13 protein-coding genes are annotated in these 20,418 nt (G+C 46.7%); 6 read left to right on the forward strand and 7 right to left on the reverse strand.

All coding sequences use genetic code 11. From position 1 onward, the window contains the following. Positions 1-459 precede the first annotated feature (459 nt). The 3 genes from tnpA (at position 460) to dndE (ending at position 3,851) form a co-directional block, all read left to right on the forward strand. Positions 460-912 carry an IS200/IS605 family transposase gene (tnpA, locus tag QT990_RS27560; protein WP_333144052.1) on the forward strand — a complete coding sequence of 151 codons (453 nt, stop codon included), beginning with the start codon at positions 460-462 and terminating at the stop codon, positions 910-912. A 273-nt stretch (positions 913-1,185) separates the two neighbouring features. Further along, complete coding sequence (gene dndD / locus QT990_RS27565) at positions 1,186-3,183, forward strand: DNA sulfur modification protein DndD (protein WP_333466003.1); 1,998 nt, start codon at positions 1,186-1,188, stop codon at positions 3,181-3,183. A gap of 266 nt (positions 3,184-3,449) precedes the next feature. Then, entirely contained in the window at positions 3,450-3,851 is a 402-nt protein-coding gene (gene dndE, locus QT990_RS27570) for a DNA sulfur modification protein DndE (RefSeq protein ID WP_333466004.1), read from the forward strand. A 179-nt stretch (positions 3,852-4,030) separates the two neighbouring features. Here the strand turns inward: dndE and thiD are convergent, their stop codons facing one another. Next, complete coding sequence (thiD, locus tag QT990_RS27575; protein WP_333466005.1) at positions 4,031-4,840, reverse strand: bifunctional hydroxymethylpyrimidine kinase/phosphomethylpyrimidine kinase; 810 nt, start codon at positions 4,838-4,840, stop codon at positions 4,031-4,033. Positions 4,841-5,052: 212 nt separating this feature from the next. On the opposite strand from thiD, the gene QT990_RS27580 reads away from it, so the two are divergent. Continuing rightward, positions 5,053-5,832, forward strand: a complete 780-nt coding sequence (locus tag QT990_RS27580; RefSeq protein ID WP_333144057.1) for an MBL fold metallo-hydrolase — start codon at positions 5,053-5,055, stop codon at positions 5,830-5,832. Positions 5,833-5,986: 154 nt separating this feature from the next. On the opposite strand, the gene ftsZ is transcribed toward QT990_RS27580, so the two are convergent. Next, positions 5,987-7,261, reverse strand: coding sequence for a cell division protein FtsZ (ftsZ, locus tag QT990_RS27585; RefSeq protein ID WP_333144058.1), 1,275 nt, complete (start codon positions 7,259-7,261; stop codon positions 5,987-5,989). A 335-nt stretch (positions 7,262-7,596) separates the two neighbouring features. After that, positions 7,597-8,499, reverse strand: coding sequence for an FtsQ-type POTRA domain-containing protein (locus QT990_RS27590; protein WP_333144059.1), 903 nt, complete (start codon positions 8,497-8,499; stop codon positions 7,597-7,599). 337 nt (positions 8,500-8,836) lie between these two features. On the opposite strand from QT990_RS27590, the gene QT990_RS27595 reads away from it, so the two are divergent. Then, the gene (locus QT990_RS27595) at positions 8,837-10,168 is read left to right on the forward strand and encodes an ATP-binding protein (protein ID WP_333144060.1); all 1,332 of its coding nucleotides are present in this window, start codon (positions 8,837-8,839) and stop codon (positions 10,166-10,168) included. Between the two features lie 685 nt (positions 10,169-10,853). Further along, the gene (locus QT990_RS27600; RefSeq protein ID WP_333466006.1) at positions 10,854-16,319 is read left to right on the forward strand and encodes a WD40 domain-containing protein; all 5,466 of its coding nucleotides are present in this window, start codon (positions 10,854-10,856) and stop codon (positions 16,317-16,319) included. A gap of 70 nt (positions 16,320-16,389) precedes the next feature. Here the strand turns inward: QT990_RS27600 and QT990_RS27605 are convergent, their stop codons facing one another. The 4 genes from QT990_RS27605 to QT990_RS27620 all read right to left on the reverse strand — a co-directional run bounded on the left by QT990_RS27605 (position 16,390) and on the right by QT990_RS27620 (position 20,337). After that, a complete protein-coding gene (locus tag QT990_RS27605) occupies positions 16,390-17,439 on the reverse strand; it encodes a tetratricopeptide repeat protein (protein ID WP_333144062.1) in 1,050 nt (349 codons plus the stop codon). Positions 17,440-17,544: 105 nt separating this feature from the next. After that, positions 17,545-18,051: a tetratricopeptide repeat protein gene (locus QT990_RS27610; RefSeq protein WP_333144063.1), complete on the reverse strand. Its 507-nt coding sequence runs from the start codon at positions 18,049-18,051 to the stop codon at positions 17,545-17,547. A 110-nt stretch (positions 18,052-18,161) separates the two neighbouring features. Next, positions 18,162-19,244 carry a tetratricopeptide repeat protein gene (locus QT990_RS27615; protein ID WP_333144064.1) on the reverse strand — a complete coding sequence of 361 codons (1,083 nt, stop codon included), beginning with the start codon at positions 19,242-19,244 and terminating at the stop codon, positions 18,162-18,164. Positions 19,245-19,275: 31 nt separating this feature from the next. Continuing rightward, a complete protein-coding gene (locus QT990_RS27620) occupies positions 19,276-20,337 on the reverse strand; it encodes a hypothetical protein (protein ID WP_333144065.1) in 1,062 nt (353 codons plus the stop codon). Between the last annotated feature and the right edge of the window lie 81 nt (positions 20,338-20,418).

Consider the following 20,418-nt stretch of genomic DNA (forward strand, 5'->3'; position numbering starts at 1 on the left):
GGGCGATCGGGCTTTGGGGCGATCGGGCTTTGGGGCGATCGGGCTTTGGGGCGATCGGGCTTTGGGGCGATCGGGCTAACCCGAAGATCCGCCGGGGATTGAAATCCCCGTCGAGAGAGCGAAAGTCGGTTAAAACCGACTGAAGGGTGAAATTCAACGATCGCCGATTTCAGTCCTCTTGAGCGCACTTTGGGGCGATCGGGCTAACCCACAAGCCCGCCGGGGATTGAAATCCCCGTCGAGAGAGCAAAAGTCGGTTAAAACCGACTGAAGAACCAAATCAAACCATCGCCGATTTCAGTCCTCTTAAAGAGGACTTCAGCTATGAGACAGGGATTTCAATCCCTGTCGGACTCTCGGACTGTCGGATCGTGGGACTCGCCGATCGACCCCGATCGCACTCTCGGATTTTGTCACAAAATGATAAATTAACCTAAAGAATTAGGAGGAAAAATCTTTATGGCAATGTGGCGGCTGTACTATCATTTAGTTTGGGCAACAAAAGAGCGACAGCCTCTCATATCTCCGGCAAAAGAAACAGAACTTTACTCTTATATCATTGGCAAAGCAGACACCCTCAATTGCATCCTTCATGCGATCGGCGGCACAGAAAATCACATCCACTTAATAGTTTCCATTCCTCCGACCCAATCGATCGCTGAATTCGTTAAAAATATTAAAGGTAGCAGCAGTCGTTATCTCAATCAAACTTTGCAAAATCCCAATAAATTTTCGTGGCAAGAAGGATACGGAGTATTTTCTTTAGGACAAAAACAACTAGACTCAGCAGTCGCTTATGTGATAAATCAAAAGGAACATCACTTGCAAAAAACCACAAATTCGCATTTAGAACAAATCACGGATCGAGACAATCCACCCACCAAGTGGCACCCGAATTCGCCAGAGAATTAATTGAAAAACATTGACCAACTGTCAGACTCGCGAGTTCTCCAGCTATTCGGACTTTGGGGGCGATCGGGCTTACCCACAAGCCCGCCGGGGATTGAAATCCCCGTCTAATAGCGAAAGTCGGTTAAAACCGACTAAAAACCCAGATTCAACAGTCACAAACTTCAGTCCTCTTCAGAGGACTTCAGCTATGAGACAGGGATTTCAATCCCTGTCGTACTGGGGGACTCACACATCGCACCCACCAACTTTCATCCCATCTCAACAACATCTATAATGCAATTCCTCGAACTCGTCCTCAAAAACTTCGGGCCCTATGCAGGCACCCAAACCATCAATCTCCGCCCCGAAAAAGACGGAAATCCCTGCCCAGTCATCCTATTTGGCGGCATGAATGGCGGCGGCAAAACCACCCTCATGGACGGCATTCGCCTCGCCCTCTACGGTGGCCGCGCCCAATGTTCCACCAGAGGCAATTTAAGCTACAGCGACTTTCTCAATCAATGCGTCAACCGCCACACTCCCCCATTAGAAGATACCCGCGTCGAACTAACATTTGAACAAGTCCAAGACGACAAATTAGCTCAATTCAAAATAGTTAGATACTGGAAAAAATCAGATATCAAAGATAACTTAAGCATTCTCATCTACAGCGAGATTGTCAGCGATTGGTGGTCAGACAAAGCAATTACTAACACCTGGGACGAATACATCGAAACCCTTTTGCCCGTCGGAATATCCAACCTATTTTTGTTTGACGGCGAACAAGTAAAAGAACTCGCCGAACTCGAAACACCGCCAGATTTTGTCGTCGGGGCGATTAAATCTCTTTTAGGTTTAGAATTAGCAGAACGCCTCGCCGTCGATTTAGAAATATTAGCCGGCCGCAAGCGGAAAGAAATTGCTGGCAAAAAAGACTTGGCTGCTTTAGAGAAAATCGAACAAACTTTTAAGACAATTACTGATGAAATAGACTTAGCTAAGCAAGAACAAGCCAGCTTTAAAAACGAATTAGATAAAGCTCAAAAAAATCAGAAACAAGCATCAGAAAAATTTATTTCTGAAGGCGGGAAAATTGCCGCCGATCGCAGTCAACTAGACAGCAAGCTAAATGACTACCGAAATAAGGCCGAAAAAACCCGTCAAACCATGATGGAATTGGCATCAAATACGCTACCACTAGCCCTAATTTCGCCCTTGCTAAGTGAAGCCAAAATTCAAGCAGAAACAGAAGCCAGCCAGCAGCAAGCAAAGATTGCCCAAAATGTTATCAAACAAAGAAGCGATCGCCTTCTCAACTATATCGCGGAAATCTCCTTAAATCCCCAACAGCTAGATAAAATTCAAGACTTCATCCGCCAAGAAAACCAAGAACTCGAACAGCAAGCGGGAACAGACGCCCCGCCCTGGATGAACGCCGACAACAACAGCATCCAGCAACTAGAAAACCTTCTTAACTACCAAATCAAAGCCCAGCAAATTCTAGCCCGCGACCAAATAGAAGAAATCAAAAACATCGAAGCAGAAATCGACTTTACAGACAGACAACTCGCAGCCGCCGCTTCCCCCGAAGCCTACGAAAAACTAGAAGATGAGGTCAGGAAAGCCCAAAATGCAGTCGCTATCGCATCCGCAGCCTGCGAATCAGCCAACCGCCGCGTCGATGAATTAGAGAGAGAATTAGCCAAAAACCAAAAAGAACTAGAAAACTACAGCAGCGAATTCATCACCATCAGAAACAGCCAACACGTCATCGCTTCGATCGCCAAAGCCCAAGCTACCCTGAAACTCTTTAAAGAAAAACTCACCCTCAAAAAACTCAACAAACTCGAAATAGAAATTACCGACTGTTTCCGCTACCTGTTGCACAAAACCGACCTCGTGCACAGAGTTGCGATCGACACTCAAACATTTAGCCTCTCCATTTACGATCCAGAAGGCAAACCGGTACCCAAACACCGACTTTCAGCCGGGGAAAAACAACTGCTGGCGATCGCCTTTTTGTGGGGATTAGCGAGAGTATCCGGGAGACAATTGCCAGTGGCGATCGACACTCCCTTGGGCCGCCTCGACTCCTCCCACAGAAACAACCTAGTGGAACGCTATTTCCCCTCAGCCAGCCACCAAGTCATCCTGCTTTCTACCGACACGGAAATTAGAAAAGTAGAATACGAAAAACTCCAAGAATTAGAGGCGATCGCCCACAGCTACCTCCTCAAATACGACTCCGCCAAACACCAAACCACCGTCGAAAAAGGTTACTTCTGGGAATAAAAATTCGCGCTAAAAAATAGCCGCAACCCCCTTGACTTTGCTGGGGAGTTGCGGTAGTATATATATCATAATGGGATGGTTGCGAAAATTTTATTTTTGCCACCATCCCATTATTAAGGATAAATCCTACTAAAATAAGAATACCAAAAAAAACCGATTTAATCAAGTCGCGCCGTGTAAAAAAATGTTAATTATTTCCAGTTATCTAGAGGCTTTGCTTCCCCAATATTAACACTGTTTACAATATACCAAACAATCTCAAACTCATGGAACCACCAGTCGATCGCATCCGCCTCTCCCAAACAGGCAAAGACCAACTATCAAAACTGAAACGCTCGACAAAAATCGATCAGTGGAATATTCTATGCAGGTGGGGATTTTGCCGATCGCTCGCCGAACCCAGCATCCCATCGCCAGTACCAATTCCCAGCGACAGCAACGTCGAATTAAGCTGGGATGTCTTCGGCGGCGACATGGCCGAAATCTTGATAATGGCCCTCAAGCAGCGCTGTCACCAAGACAATTTAGGCACAGAAAAAGAAACTCTAGCGAAACAGTTTCGCCTGCACTTGCACCGAGGGATTGGTTATTTGGCCGGCGATCCGAATATTAAGAAAATCGAAGACTTGGTGGCGATCGCTCTTTCGCCTGAAAAATTAAGAAATTAACTGATTGTTGACTGTTGGCGGTTCACTCATGTTATTGGTTATATCAATTGCGGTTGGATCGGAATGATTTAACCGCAGAGTACGCAGAGAACACAGAGGAAGAGAAGAGAGAGAGGAATAATTTCGATGCTAAGGGATTTGATATTATTAGCAGACTCAAACAAGTAACAAATAACTTATTACTTCAGTAACAGGGGGAAAAAATGCCCTACTGGGCCTTGACCTTCCCCAATATCCAAAGCATATTTGAGAGCAGTAGTAACATAATTCTTAGCTAATGTCACCGCCGTAAACAAATCTTTACCTAATGCTAAATTAGCGGCGATCGCAGCACTCAAAGTACAACCAGTCCCGTGAGTATTGGGAGTATCAACATTCTCAGTCTTCAACACATCCAACCGCGTACCATCAAACCAAACATCAATTCCCCGCAAATCTCCCGCCATCCCGCCGCCCTTCACCAAAACAGCTTTCGCACCCAAACGATAAATCTGCTGCGCCGCCGATCGCATATCGTCTAGAGAAACAATCTCTAAACCGCTCAAAATCTGAGCCTCAAACCGATTCGGAGTCACGACAGCAGCCATTGGAATCAAAACATCCCGCAAAAATGCGATCGCCCCGTCATCAATCAATCGATCGCCCGATCGTGAAACCATCACCGGATCGACAACCAAATTCCCTATTCCCAAAGCTTCCACCTGTGAAGCCACCGCCGCCATAATTTCCCGATTCAGCAGCATCCCAGTTTTCACAGCGTGCACCCCAATATCCCCAACCACCGCCTCAATTTGAGCGGCCACAGCCTCCGCCGGCAAAGCATCCACCCGCGTCACCCCCAAAGTATTTTGAGCCGTCACGCAAGTCAAAGCACTTGTACCGTGCACGCAGTGAAACGCAAAAGTCCGCAAATCCGCCTGAATTCCGGCCCCGCCGCCACTATCAGAACCCGCCACAGTCAAAGCCACAGGAATCTTCGATTTAATCATCTTTTTTCAACCGTAGATAAACACAGACACATCCCAATAATATCTGGGTTCATCGTGGCACGGGCGTCCCGCCTGTGCTTCCCCGTGGCACGGGCGTCCCGCCTGTGCTTCCCCGTGGCACGGGCGTCCCGCCTGTGCTTCCGAAGGCGTTAAAATTCCCAAACAAAATTAGCTATGATTAAACCAAATGTAAAGAATTATTGCAAACAACCGTGAAACTCACCCGAATCGACCTCAACTCTTGGATCTTCCACATCGCCGGTCAAACCATCCTCGTCGATCCCTGGCTGGTCGATCCCCTCGTATTTTACGGTCAACCCTGGCTGTTCACCGCCTACCACAACACCCCCGTCCCCTTCACTCCCAGCACCTTACCGCCGATCGACCTCATCCTGATTTCCCAAGGATTAGACGACCACTGTCACAGACCAACACTCGAACAGCTCGATCGCACGATTCCCGCGATCGCCTCACCCACCGCCGCCAAAGTCCTCAGCAGTTTAGGTTACACCCATATCACATCTTTAGCCAATTGGCAAGAATTTAATTATAAAGAAAAGTTACAAATTACCGCCGTACCCGGAGCCGAAATCGGGCCCGGACAGGAAGAAAACGGCTACTTGCTCAAAGATTTAAGCAGCGGCGAGACACTTTATTACGAACCGCACCTGCCGCCATTAGAAAAAGTCAAACAGAAAATAGACACAGTAGACGTAGCCATCGCCCCAGTCATCGGTCAAATCTTCCCATTCCTCGGACAAGTCATCATCGGGCCTTCTGAAGCCCTCGGCCTGGCCCAAACACTGAAACCTAGGTTTTTCCTGCCTACAGCGGCGGGAGACATCCGAGCCACAGGCATTTTACCAATGTTAGTGCGCTCGATCGGCAGCATCCCCGAATTTCGCGATTTACTAGCAAAATCGGGACTCTCCACCCAACTCCTCGAACCCGAACCAGGACAAACCCTGGAAATTTTAGATTTTAGATTTTAGATTTTAGATTTTTTAGATTTGAGATTTTAGATGATCGATATTTTCGATTTTTTAGATGGGAGAGTGGAGATTCAATGCCAAATCCCCAATCTAAAATCCAAAATCGCCAAATCCAAAATCGCCAAATCCCCAATCTAAAATCTAAAATCTAAAATCATCTTGGCGGGCGACGGTTACGCAAAAACTCAGGAATATCCAATCCCAAATCCTGCGGCGGTTTCGCTTTCGGATCGGGCGTCTGTTGAGCAGGAGTCACCGGCACAGTTGCAGCCCGCCAAGGAGCATTAACATTTTGCGTCCGCCCCGGAGGCGGAGACGCCGGAACTTCCCCCGAAAAACCAGTAGCGATCACAGTAATCTTAATTTCGCCCTGAAGCCGCTCGTCAATCACCGCTCCAAAAATAATATTGGCATTCGGATCGACAACCTCGTAAATCGTCTCAGCCGCCGCATTCACCTCGTGCAGCGTCATGTCAGTACCGCCCGTGATGTTAAACACCACACCTCTAGCGCCCTCAATAGACGAAGCTTCCAGCAGAGGCGAAGAAATAGCCTGCATCGCAGCCTCCCTAGCCCGCGACTTGCCAGAACCCACGCCGATGCCCATCAAAGCCGAACCCGCATCAGCCATTACTGCCCGCACGTCAGCAAAGTCAACATTCACCAAACCGGGAATAGTAATAATGTCAGAAATACCCTGAACCCCTTGGCGCAGGATATCGTCAGCAACTCGAAAAGCCTCTTGTACGGGCATTTGTTCCGAAATCACAGACAGCAGCTTGTCGTTAGGAATTACAATCAGCGTATCCACCCGGGTTTGCAAAGCCGCAATCCCTTCCTCAGCTTGGCTGGTGCGCCGCCGTCCCTCAAACGTAAAAGGCCGCGTTACTATGCCTACAGTCAAGGCGCCCATTTCCTTAGCGACCTCAGCCACGATCGGAGCCGCGCCCGTGCCCGTACCGCCGCCCATGCCGGCTGTGATAAATACCAAATCCGCGTGATTCAGAGCATTAGCAACCTCGTCACGAGATTCCTCCGCAGCCTTTTGACCGATCGCCGGATTGCCCCCCGCCCCCAAACCGCGCGTCAACTTCTGTCCGACTTGCAAGCGTTTCGGAGCATTTGAGAGAACCAGAGCTTGGGAATCTGTATTCACACACCAAAACTCGACACCAGAAACCTCGCTGGCAATCATCCGGTTAACGGCGTTGCCCCCACCACCGCCGACGCCAATTACTTTGATTTTGGCGGCACTGCTGGGCATTATGTCTTTGGGATTGACCATAGGATCGATATCAATACTATCTACATTTACATAACCAGACTTGCGTCTAAAGGGATTGGCGGAATCTGCAGCCACCGGAAAATTTTTTACTTCTTCCGAAGGGGGACTGTCTTGGTCAGACCCCTGTCTATTATTAAGCTTCATTAGAGTCGGGGATGGTAGATTAGAGCTTGTTAACTAAACGCCAATTCACAATCAACTATAGGCTAAGTTGCGCGAAAAACTAACACTGATGGATGCTTAATGTTAGCAATCTCGGATTTTGCCGGCCTCGCTAGCCCAGACCTCGCTTGACGCCATCAAGGTGCTTGACCGGATCAAGGCAATTGTAAGCAAGGCAGAAGGAAAAAAAATGGATACTAGCCCCAGACGCGGAGCGCTATCCAAAAACTGTGCTGATTGCAAGCCCTGCCTATAGATCCTGATGGGCAAAAATTCTGCCTATCGATCGATACCTTCTACCTTCTGTTGACAGAGGATCAATTCTGGGCGCGAGTTGGTGCGGGAGTTGAACTTTCCAAACTGCCGGGGAGTTGTGGCAAATGGACGATCGGCGAAGCAGGATTTTTCAAGTCAATGTAGGCTATTTTGCTTGAATCTATCTGTTTTGGCAATTGTCGCATTCGGTCTAAAACCTTAAGTTGCTCCGCAGTCTTGGAACTGTACGGCCCTAAGTGTACGGTACCGATCTCTGTTTTCAAGATCAAGTTGTTCGGGTTTTGCCAATTAATCTCAAACACTTTCACCGTCAAGCCGCTGAGTCCTTGGTAAAACTTCGGCCAAGAGGCGCGATACTGTTCCAAAGGCCCGATGACTTTTAAAGTGGGCAAAGAACGCTGAGGCTGCGTTCCCGGAATGCTGCCGGGCCCGATCGAACTATTCTGCGATCGTACAGCAGTATAACTATCCGACGGCATCCAACCTCCGCGAGCGTCCAGCCACCCCACTTTTTCCTTGTCACTGTTCGATCGCAACACCGCCGTCGGCTGCGCCATCGCCACCGGCAGGCGTTCTGCCACTTCTATAGTCAAACTCGGCGGAAACAAGTTACGAGTCACCTTCGCTTTAGCGATGGGCCCCGTTGACTCCAGCTTTTGGGCCAGCGCCTGCGGTTGAATCCCCCACAATGATTGCGGGTAAGACAGCGGAACCAAAGACCGCACCGCCTTATCCGATAGCCACTGATTGCCCTCCACCTTCACTTGTTCCGATCGGGCAATCAACCAAGCCGGCTGCCCAATCCACCACAGCAAACCCCCGGCGATCGCGCTTGCTGCCAGCATTTGCCACACAACAGCCGCCAATCGAGCGCGTCTCTGCTGCCGCAACTTTTGGCGCCTGCGCCCTAACTCTGTTTGAGAAACCGCTCCAAAACTAGCCATCTACGTCTTGACAATATAGTAATTAAGGATTAGCACAAATTCAAAACTGTTTAATCTCTGTCTCTTGAGCCCTGTTTTCCCCTACCATTTAACCAGATCCCCGCAAATTTACCCAGACTCCTGCCAATATCAGTAATATCACGGATACCGCTAAGTAATAAAAAATTATTAATTAAAAGTTCCCAATTCCTGCGCCGGGAAAACCCCTTACCAGATAAAGGTTCTTTGGGTATTTAGGGCATTACCCCACAGGGCAAAAGGTTACAAATCAAACTAAACTCAAGTAAAGAAAGTTTAGACTTTCGATTAACTTTTTAACTTTTATTCGGCTTCCATTGTGATCGCACTCGAATTAGACAGATTCTATAAAGCCTGCAACCCCAGCAAGACCCTTGTTGCGGGAGACCCAGGGGATTATCAATACTACATTGATTTTGGTTCCGTGCGGGGCGGCAAAATCATTGAATCTTTACAGCGAACCATTACCCGCATCTCGCCTGACCAGCCAACCTGTCAGCTATTTACAGGACATATCGGCTGTGGCAAATCTACGGAATTGTTTCGACTCAAAGCTGAGCTCGAACAAGAGGGTTTTTGCGTCGTTTACTTCGAGTCTTCCCAAGACTTAGACATGGGTGATGTAGATATCAGCGATATTTTGCTGAGCATTGCGCGCCAAGTCAGCGAAACTATGGAATCCGCTAAAATCAAACTCAGACCGAGCTATTTTACAAATCTGTTTGCAGAAGTGGCAGAATTTTTGCAGACTCCCATAGATTTGTCAGCGGAAGCGGAGTTATCTATAGGCATTGCTAAAGTTACGGCTAAAACGAAAGACTCTCCCAAACTGCGATCGCAACTCAGGCAATATCTCGAACCCCGCACCAACAGCATCTTGCAGTCCATCAACGAAGAACTCCTCAACAAAGCTAACGCCGAACTCAAGCACCAAGGCAAAAAAGGACTCGCAGTCATCGTTGACAACCTCGATCGCCTTGACCCCTGCATCAAACCCAACGGACGCACCCAGCCAGAATACCTGTTTTTAGACCGCGGCGAACAGTTGAAAAAACTCAGTTGCCATGTCGTCTACACGATTCCCCTGACTTTGATTTTTTCCAACGACTTCGGCCGCCTCGCCAGTCGATTTGGAGTCAAGCCCAAGGTGATGCCGATGGTACCAGTGCAAGTGCGATCGGGCGAAGACCACCTCGAAGGAATGGCACTGCTGCGGCAGCTAGTATTAGCTAGAGCTTTCCCGAAAGTTGCTCCCCCTCAACGCCTTGATTTGATTTCCCAGGTGTTTGACTCTCCCGAAACTTTAGATCGGCTTTGTCGGATTAGTGGCGGTCACGTTCGCAATCTACTGATGCTTTTGTATAGCTGTTTGCAGCACGAAGACCCTCCCTTCTCTCGCGAATGCCTCGAAAGCGTCATTCAAGAATATCGCGATGACCTTTTGGGAGCCATCAATGACATGGAATGGGAATTGCTGTTTCAAGTCGTCAACCGACAAAGTGTAACCGGCGAAGAAGAGTCTCAAATCTTGTTGCGAAGTATGTTTGTCTTTGAATACCGCGATCAAGAAGGTCGTTGGTTTGGGATTAATCCAGCCCTAGCAGAAACCAGAAAATATAAGGAGTGGCTGCAGCGCACTGAAGCAAAATAGTTGGGATTTTTGAGATAGCTTCGCCACTCTAAGAACCCTTAACCACGAGGGACTTAGAAAGTATTTAACGGAAAATTCATCGCTCAAAAATCCGAAATTTTACCATCCAATACAGAAATCTGCCAGCGGTTTTTGCCACTGGCAGATTTCTGTTGAATGCTGGCTATAGGCGGTGAATGTTATTGTCCTGTAAAACTTTGCCACCACACTAAGGACTTTGCCCACTCTCAACTCTCATATCTGCAATGTCATACCCCCTATGTCTGTTTTTACCTGTTGCTCTTAACTTCACATAATCCCATCCCGGACGACAATTGTTTTGGCTGTTGTGTTAAATGCCTGCTACAGATATATGGGAGTTGTTTACTAATAGCTAGTCGTCGCTATAAGGATAAACTTAGCGGTTGGCTATTTACGATCTGTAGTCCTTTATATATACCTGAATCAAAAAATCTAAGATAACCTTAAATTTTTATTGGCAAGTCTAGCATTCTATGAGATTGAGAGGTATGATATCTTTACATTGGATCTAATAAATATGTAAGTATTGATAGGACAAGTACGGAAAACTACGTATTTATACAGAGATAAAGCGTGAGACAGAGACGGCGATGTCTAAGTAGATACGCTTTCAGTCACGATTGGCGAGCGTTAGGTAATTGATTAATGCAAAAGAGGTGCACGCATGACCGATCTAATTAAGGTACAAGAAACTGCCAACTACAACGAGCGATCGCTCAAAACTCTGGTCAGGTCAATCACAATGTCTCAACACCAATTCTCGCTAATTTTGGTGCGTTGCAACTACGAGCAGTTGCGGCAGACAATAGCGCAGCGGCTGCGAGAAGTGTCCCCAGTTCCAATTCAAGATATCGTCCTGCCACCTTCAGTTAAAACCCTCTACACGACCCTGCAGGCAAGCACTTTTCACGAGGGGTACTCGCCTGTCGGTGCCGCCTCGGCTTTGATGGTATTCGGTTTAGAAACAGTAGTAGCGATCGACGAATTGATGGCTTCTACCAATCAAGTGCGAGACGAATTTCGCAAAAATTTTTCCTGCCCAGTGATTTTGTGGGTAACAGATGATATCGTGACCAAAATGATTCGTCTGGCCCCGGATTTCAAAAGTTGGGCCGCCGCCACAATTAAATTTGAAATGGGCGTTGACGAATTAATTAATTTCCTCGCTAGGCGGGCCGATACTATATTTAAAATAGGCGAACTTAATCAAGAACTCGCCAGCAGCAACGTCAGCACCATCGCTAATTGTGAGACCTGCGACACCCAGTGCGAAAAACGCGACATGGAGCGCGAACTCAGCCCCAGAGAACGCTTTCTAACTTTTAACTCAGGGCCCCAAAACCCACGACAATCAGATGTCCACTCGTATTCGCCATTGAGTCCGGGCAATACCTTCGATTTGGCGATCGGCTCTTTGCCACGCCGAGAACTAGAATTAGCTTTAAGAGATTTACAAAATCGCGGTGAAGAATTAGAACCCGCCCTCAAAGCCAGCCTGCAATTCGTTCTCGGTCGAGATTACTATGTCAGCGATCAAACCGAAACAGCCTTAATTCACTACCAAGAAAGTTTAGCATTTTGGCAGCAGCAAACGGGCAACTGGGAACTGGCAAACTTGGAAAATTCCGAAAACCCAGAAACCTTCCCCTCCTTGTCGAATCCTGTCCCCAATATTTTATTTTTAGAGAGAGAAGGCATAGTGCTGTTTCACATAGCCCTGTGTCACCGCTTGCAAGCAGCCAGAAACCCGGTTGCCAACCGCCAGCACTGGGAACAAGCTTGGATTAGCCTGGAACAATCTAGAAACGCTTTCTCCCTGGCCTCACGCCCGGAATTAGTAGCTGAGGTGACAGCACACCTCGGAGAAGTGCTGCAGCGCCTGAAAGCTTGGGGAGAGTTGCAAGCATTAGCTGAAAATTCTTTGCAGTTGCACTTCACTTACGGTACTCCCAGCCAACTAGCTCAAGATTACGGCTTTTTGGCTGAAGTTGCCCTGCAAGAGTCGAGGTGGAGTCAAGCCCGCCAGCTAGCCGAGTTGGCTTTGGCGATTTTGGATCAAACGCCTAATGATTTGAGATTGCTGATTGAAGATTTGAGATTGGGGTTTGAGGGAAATTATCCAGAATTTCTCGGCCCTAACGAGTTAAGTAACGAACCCAAATCTAAAATCCAACATCCTAAATCCGACAGGAGTTCGTATCTTTTACTTTTAGCCCGAAGTTTGCGGCAGCTAGGCCAGTGGGAAGCGGCGGTTCATTCTTTGGAGTTGGCTCAATCTCAAAGCGAGCCGAAGTACGACCCCCGACTTTACATCGATATTTTGACGGAATTACAAGCGGTTTATTTCGAGCAGGGAGAGTATCTTAAAGCGTTTCGGATTAAAAAAACCCAGCGTTCGATCGAATATCAATACGGATTTAGAGCTTTTATCGGAGCCAGCCAATTGCAGCAGCAGCGCCAAGCGGTCAATCCTTCAGGCCCCTCAGCTCAAAACCAAGCTGCCATCGCAGCCGAAATGACAGCTTACTCGCGCCAAACAGATATCAATAGCTTGCTAGAAAGAATTAGCAGGGACGACCATAAATTAACTATTATTCATGGGCCCAGCGGAGTCGGGAAAAGTTCTCTAGTCAATGCCGGCTTAGTACCAGCTTTGAAAAATATTACTCCGGGCGCGCGGGATACATTGCCTGTAGTAGTCAAAGTTTACACCGACTGGCTGGTGGAGTTAGAAAATGCTTTGAACAGCGCACTGTACGACAAACAAGCCGAAGAGGAAAGTAAATTAATCTCGAAAGGACTACAGGAAATCCACAAAAGAAGTTGCTCGCTGATTCCGGCTCGCAGCTCGGAAGTCTCTTCTTTTATTATAGAGCAGTTGCGCGAAAATGCCACAAATAATTTGTTGACTGTGCTGATTTTCGATCAATTTGAAGAGTTTTTCTTTGTTTCGACTTCAGTGGCACAAAGACAACTTTTTTATAATTTTTTGCGTTTGTTTTTGAACTTGCCTTATGTCAAGATCATTCTGTGCTTGCGCGAAGATTATTTGCACTACTTACTAGATTGCGATCGCTTCCCTAATCTTGACGCTATTAACAATAACATTCTCGACAAAAGTATCCGCTACCAACTGCGGAGTTTTTCTATCAAAGACGCGCGGGCTGTCATCGGACACTTAACAGAACGGGCGGAATTTTATTTAGAGCCGGCACTGATCGATGCCTTCGTAGAAGATTTAGCAGACGAACTGCAAGAAGTGCGACCAATCGAATTGCAGGTAGTAGGAGCGCAACTACAAGAAGAAGGTATTACCAGTCTAGCACAATACCAGCAATTGGGGGACAATCCCAAAGCGGAATTAGTGAAGCGATCGCTCGAAAGAGTCATCTCTGACTGTGGCCTGGTTAACGAAGACGCAGCTTGGAAAATCTTGTTTTCCCTGACAGATGAAAGAGGCGTTAGACTGATAAAAACTAAACACGAACTCTCATTAGTTACAGGCTCGCAGCCAGCCGATGCCCGCGAAACCGAATTATCGGCGATCGGCAGAAACCGAATTCCCCTACCGCGACACTTCGCCAAAGACCCTGAAAGCCGACAAAAGAAAACCGACAACCTCGACTTAATTTTAGACATTTTAGTTGGTCACGGTTTGCTATTTCTGCTACGGGAAGCCCCCGAAGACCGCTATCAATTGGTACACGACTATTTAGTGCGACCGATCCGCCAAAGATTCGGCTTAGAAGCGAGACTGCACAAAGCAGAAGCAGACAAAAAAATGAGTCAAGCACAGCTCTACCGAGCCAATACTTTTCTCAAACAACTGCTGGGATTAGCAGTGATCGGCGTCATGCTGCTCACCAGTTCCACCATCGCCGCCGTAAATTTTTGGTGGCGGGCTGTGGGTCAAAAACAGCTAGCTGTCGCTCAAACTCAGCGAGCCGAAATCAGTACCCTGACAGCCGCTTCAGAAGCACTTTATTTCTCAAACAACAAATTTGACGCCATGATGGAAAGTTTGAGAGCTGGTAAAAAGTGGAAACAGATCGAACACTCCCAACAAATGTCTACTCTCAAAGACACCGAAATTCTGATTTCTGCCGCCCTCCAGCAGGCAGTTTATGGAGTCAAAGAACGCAACCGCTTGGAAGGACACGGCGATGTAGTTTGGGGTCTTAGCTTCAGTCCAGACGGTGAAACAATAGCTTCCTCCAGTGTAGATAAAACAGTCAAACTTTGGCGGCGCGACGGCAGTTTGCAGGCAACTTTTAAAGGTCATACTAACAGCGTCTCCTGTGTCACGTTCAGTCCCGACAACAAAATCATAGCCTCGGCCAGTTTAGATAAAACTGTCAAAATTTGGCAAACAGACGGCAGTTTACTGGCAACTTTCAAAGGGCATACTAATAGCGTTACCAGCGTTGCTTTTAGCTCGGACGGTCAAACGATCGCCAGTGGCTCTACAGACAAAACTATCAAACTTTGGAAAACCGATGGCACGCTGCTGCGAACGATCGAACAATTTGCTCCCGTAAATTGGCTAAGCTTCAGCCGCGACGGCAAAATAATCGCTGTGGCGAGCGATGACGGTACTGTGAAACTGTGGAGTTCCGACGGTAAGTTAATCGCTAATTTATGGCACAGCGAAAACAGACAACCCTCGAAAATTTACACCGTCAGTTTCTCCCCCGATGGTGAAACGATCGCCAGTGCGGGTGAAGATAAAACGGTGAAAATCTGGAGCCTCGCTGCACTCAAACACCCACCAACAGAAAATTCAACACCAGCAAAAAAAGGTGAACTGCTCGCAACTTTGCGGGGACACAGCAAGTGGGTATTTGGTGTCAGTTTCTCCCCCGACGGTCAAACACTTGCTTCTGGAAGTGCAGACGGGACTGTCAAACTCTGGAGTCTTGCTGGTGTTGGCGACAAACGCCCAACCGATGCTAGCAACATTAAACCAGAGAGTCGCTTACTGAGAACTTTTGAGGGACACGCCGATCGAGTTACTCAGGTGAGTTTTAGCCCGGAAGGCAAAACCTTGGCTTCGGCAAGTTTTGACAAAACTATCAGGCTGTGGCGACTCGATGACGTGCCGCTCAAAACCCTCGACGGACACCAAAACCGGGTGCAAGGCGTTACTTTCAGCCCCGACGGCCAAAGGCTGGCTTCTGCTTCTACGGACAACACTATCAAACTCTGGAGTCGCACGGGAGTTTTGCTCGAAACCTTGGAAGGACACACTCAGAGAGTCGCCAGCGTCAGTTTCAGCCCCGACGGCCAGCTACTTGCTTCTGGGAGTTACGACAAAACGGTGAAGGTGTGGAGTTTGACAGAAGATGGCATGAATAATATTCTCCCTTGTCCTTCGGCTCCGCTATTCCCGTGTTCGCCTTCTGTGCTGTTCACTCTCGACGGCCACGCTGACAGCGTGATGAGCGTGAGTTTTAGCCCCGACAGCGAGATTCTGGCAACGGCTAGCAAGGATAAGACTGTGAAACTCTGGACTAGAAACGGCAGGCTGATTAAGACTTTGACGGGACACACAGGCTGGGTGACTGGGGTGACTTTCAGTCCCGACGGCTCGATGCTGGCTTCTGCAAGCGATGATGGTACTCTCAAACTCTGGAATCGGGACGGTCGTTTGCTAAGAACTTTTGAAGCAGCTCACAACAGTTTTGTGTTGGGGGTTGCTTTTAGCCCTGATGGCAAAATGCTGGCTTCGGCTGGTTACGACAATTCGGTGAAATTGTGGAAGGTAGATGGGACTTTGGTGGCGACGCTGCTGAAGGGTTCTAGCGACAGCGTGACTAGCGTGGGTTTTAGCCCGGATGGTTTGTTGGTTGCTTCGGGCAGTTACGATCATAAGGTGAAGCTGTGGAGTCGCAGCGGGACTTTGCTGAAAACTTTGACGGGTCACAAGGATAGTGTGATGAGTGTGAGTTTTAGCCCGGATGGGAAGGTTCTGGCTTCTGCAGGCCGGGATAATCGGGTGATTTTGTGGAATTTGGATCTTGACGATTTGCTGGTGAGGGGCTGTGACTGGGTGGGAGATTATTTGAGAACTAATCCTAATGTGAGCGATCGCGATCGGCGTCTCTGTGACGGGGTTGGGGCAAAACCTTAGTTTTAGTCATTTGCTCCTTTCATTTTTTCTTGGGATACAGTTGAAACAAGCTCAGTTTTTTCAGGATTTTTTACTCTTTTGCTTCGGGTAACATTAGTAGTAAATCATCACAACAATCGCTGTTTTTTTGGTAGAGTTCGCATATCTCTCTTGCTGAGTCACCATCAAAAATACAACTTCGCTCTTCAGCCATAGCTGCTAAGTTAAACATTCTGCGTTCTTCTGCTGGCCATCCAATGTCCATCCATTTCTCCCAAGACCAACCCCTTGAATCAAGTTGTTCTAAGTCAATGGAGCGAGCTGGTATTGGCATAGGAGTTTTGAAAGGTGATGGGTCGAGCAGTCGGGATTTTTCTTGAGCAAACATTTCTTTCCCGAAATCGCTGAAACGGTCTAAATGTTTTTCTATTTTGGCAACTAAGGCTCGCACTTCGCCAAATTGTTCAAAAGTCCACAGCACATTAGCTAACTGATAGAGAATGACAGGATTGGACGGATCGTACTTCAGGGCCTCTCTATACAGTGGCAATACTTTGTTGAACTTTCCATACCCAAACCAGAGGCGATTCGCTTCATCAAATAATCGCTTTGCGTCTGGGAACATTAGTTCTAAATACCCAAAACAATTGTCGTTTTCTTGCTTGAGTTTGCGTTTTTCTATTTGTGATTGACGAGTGATAAACGGAAAACTTCGCTCTTCACCCAGGGCGGCTAAGTTAAACATTCTGCGCTGTTTTGCTGCTGATGAAATACACATCCATTGTTTGTGAGATAAACCCATTGAATTAAGTTCTTTTAAGTCAATGGAGCAAGCTGGTATTGGCATCGGAGTTTTGAAAGGTGATGGAGAAAGCAGCCTGGGTTTTGCTTTAGCAAACACTTCTTTCCCGAAATCGCTGAGACGGTCTAAGTTTCTTTCTATTTTGGCAACTAACGCTCGCACTTCGTCAAATTCTTCAAAAGCCCACAGCACGTTAGCTAGCTGATAGATAATGACAGAATTAGACGGATCGTACTTCAGGGCCTCTCTATACAGTGGCAATACTTTGTTCAACTTTCCTTGCGAAAACCAGAGACGATTCGCTTCATCAAATAACCGCTTTGCTTCTATGATATTCATGTTTTTCCACTCGTTCTGAAAAAGCTGAGATTCTTCAAATTTCTCTAAAAAAGCTCAGCTTTTTCAAAGAATTTTTTACTCTTTTGCATCGGGGAACATTAGTAGTCAATCATCAAAACAATCGCTGTTTTTATCGTCTAATTTGCATATCTCTCTTGCTGAGTCACCATCGAAAAGATAACCTCTATCTCGATCCCGGGCTGCTAAGTTAAACATTCTGCGCTGTTCTGCTGGCGATCTAATGTCCATCCATTTCTCCCAAGGCCAACGCTTTGAATCAAGTTCTTCTAAGTCAATGGAGCAAGCTGGTATGGGCATCGGAGTTTTGAAAGGTGATGGAGCGAGCAACCGGGATTTTTCTTTAGCAAACATTTCTTTCCCGAAATCGCTGAAACGGTCTAAGTGTTTTTCTATTTTGGCAACTAACGCTGGCACTGCGTCAAATTGTTCAAAAGCCCACAGCACGTTAGCTAGCTGATAGAGAATGACAGGATTGGTTGGATCGTACTTCAGGGCCTTTCGATACAGAGGTAGCACTTTGTTGAACTTTATATCCCCAAACCACAGACGATTCGCTTCATCAAATAACCGCTTTGCTTCTATGTGATTCATAGTTCTCAACTTCCTCTTTGACTTTGGCAACAATGTGAATTATGGTCTCGGACTAATGTCTTGATGGTAAGGTCTTAAGTAAGTTTGAAATATTGCACAGAGAAGTTACCTTAATCTCGTCGCATATAATTTAAGTTCGATCGATCGCTCTCATTCTCGCGTCGCAGCTCTTCTTCCTCCTTAAGTATTTCAGAGTCATACCAACCCTTACCATTAAGATAAGTTTCGTAAGCCAAAAGAAACATTCTACGATCTTCAGCAGCAGCACTAATTACAGACCAATTATTCCTATTAAAATTCATCGAATAAAGTTGCTTGAGGTCGATTTCCCACGCGGGAATGGGCAGAGGCGGCCTATAAGAGGGACGTTGCAGTAGCCACTCTTTCATTGTAGCAAAAAGCTTTCTGCCCCTCTCACTCAGACGGTCTTGATAAAGGGATGCCAGATCGAGTGCTTGCACAGCTTCATCGAACCGTTCAAAGGCTCGCAGCACAACCGCAAGTTGATAGAGCATTACTGGGTCAGTCGGGTCGTACTTGAGGGCTTCTTGATAAATTGGTAGAACAAGGTGATAGCGTCCTTCCTTAAACCAGAAATGATTGGCTTTCTCAAATAGCTGTCTGGCGGATGGTCGCAGATTATTTAATATTGCGATATCGCTCTGATTATTAAGTCTGGCTTGTTCGGCTTCCCAAGTTTTTTGGAATTCAGAAAAAGGCAGACTTCTGTCATAGGTAATTGCTGCCAAAAGAAACATTCTCCGCTCGCTAGCAGCAATAGCAATTTCAAGCCACTCATTATAATTAAAAGTCTTTAAGACAAATTGTTTTATGTCGATTTCTATTGCTGGTATGGGCAAGGGCCGTGCATTATAAAGATGTTTCAGCAGCCATTTTTTCCTTCTATCTAAAAGTTTTCTGCCTATTTTGCTGAGAAGGATTTGGTGAAGAGATGCCATTTCGAGTGCAAGTGCTGCCTCATCGAAGCGCTCAAACGCCCGCAGAACCACAGCCAGTTGATAGAGCATTACTGGGTCAGTGGGGTCGTACTTGAGGGCTTCTAGATAAAGCGGTAGGACAAGGTGATAGCATCCTTCCTCAAACCAGAAATGATTGGCTTGCTCAAACAGCCTTCTGGCTTCTGCTGGGTTGACTGCTTTTACGTCTTTTGGTGGGAAGAAAAATTCAGTCATAGCAACACAATTGGGTAGGAGTTGAAACGTTTTATGGGAGGTTTTGATGGTAGTTGATTAGGTAGGTATCCAATATTGGTTGAACCATCTCTCTCACACCGCGATTAATCGTTGATTTAGCTGAATTCAATAATATAGCCAGGCTATTACCTTGATCTTTATTTTGTTTCAAGAATCCGTCAGAAGTTTCTTCAAGCTGTGCGGCAAATTCTCTTAATTCCGCAGCTATCTGAGCGGGTGTTTTATTCACCTCGCCTCCAACTCCCGGTAGAAGACCATCGATAATGTTGGCAACGTTATTGAGCATTGCTTCAGCATCATAAGTTTTAAGGATTCTAGTAGATACTTCTTCAGGATTCAAGGCGGCTCGAATCGCTTCCATAACGGTAACTTGCTGGTTAACCTGTGCTTGCAGTGTGCTGAAAACAGGTGTTATAGCTTCCATTGCTTCTATGTTACCAAGAGCCATGAAATAGTTAAATGCACGTTTGGCCGCTTTGAGATATTTCCCATCTGGGTTATAGCCTGATTCCGGGTCTTTTTTGTTATTGAATACCAGCTCGAATACCTCTTTACGCATTGTACTGGCATACCAACCCAGTTTTTCCTTGGGAAATGTTTCGGGCTGCTTAAGGATAAAGGCAGTCTGAAACTCCGCTCCACCCGGTCGAGTTTCCAAAGGAAGATTTGTGGTGCTTGTATCTTCTTCGATTAGGTAAAATTCTGCATCCTCAGAGAAAGGCTGAGTAGAGAAAAGAATCTCTCCAGTAGTTGCCTGTTTAGCGGAGATGCCTAAAACCTTAGTAATGCCGATAAAACGGTTTCCATCGACCTTCGCCCGCCAGAAGGTATTGATAAAATCCCGATCTGTCCCATTTAATCCTTGTAATGCCTCCGAAATTGTACTGCGATTATTTTCAAGTTCGCTAAGACTCTTATATACTAATCGCTCTCCTTTGGAACTTCTAATCATAATCTTCTCAAATTCAACTCTTGGGTTTGTTTGATTGCGTCTTACAAAGTCGATAAGAGTATCGACAATAGCTGTCGCTGCGTTTTGAGCATTGGGAGCGGATACGTCAAACGTTTCCACATAACGGGACTTAAACAAATTTTAAGCCCAAACAAAGCCTAAACTGGCTTTATAAGCGGAGAATACGTCCCAATTTTGGTT

The sequence above is a fragment of the Microcoleus sp. T3_B1 genome, from assembly GCF_036700445.1.
Classification (GTDB): domain Bacteria; phylum Cyanobacteriota; class Cyanobacteriia; order Cyanobacteriales; family Microcoleaceae; genus Microcoleus.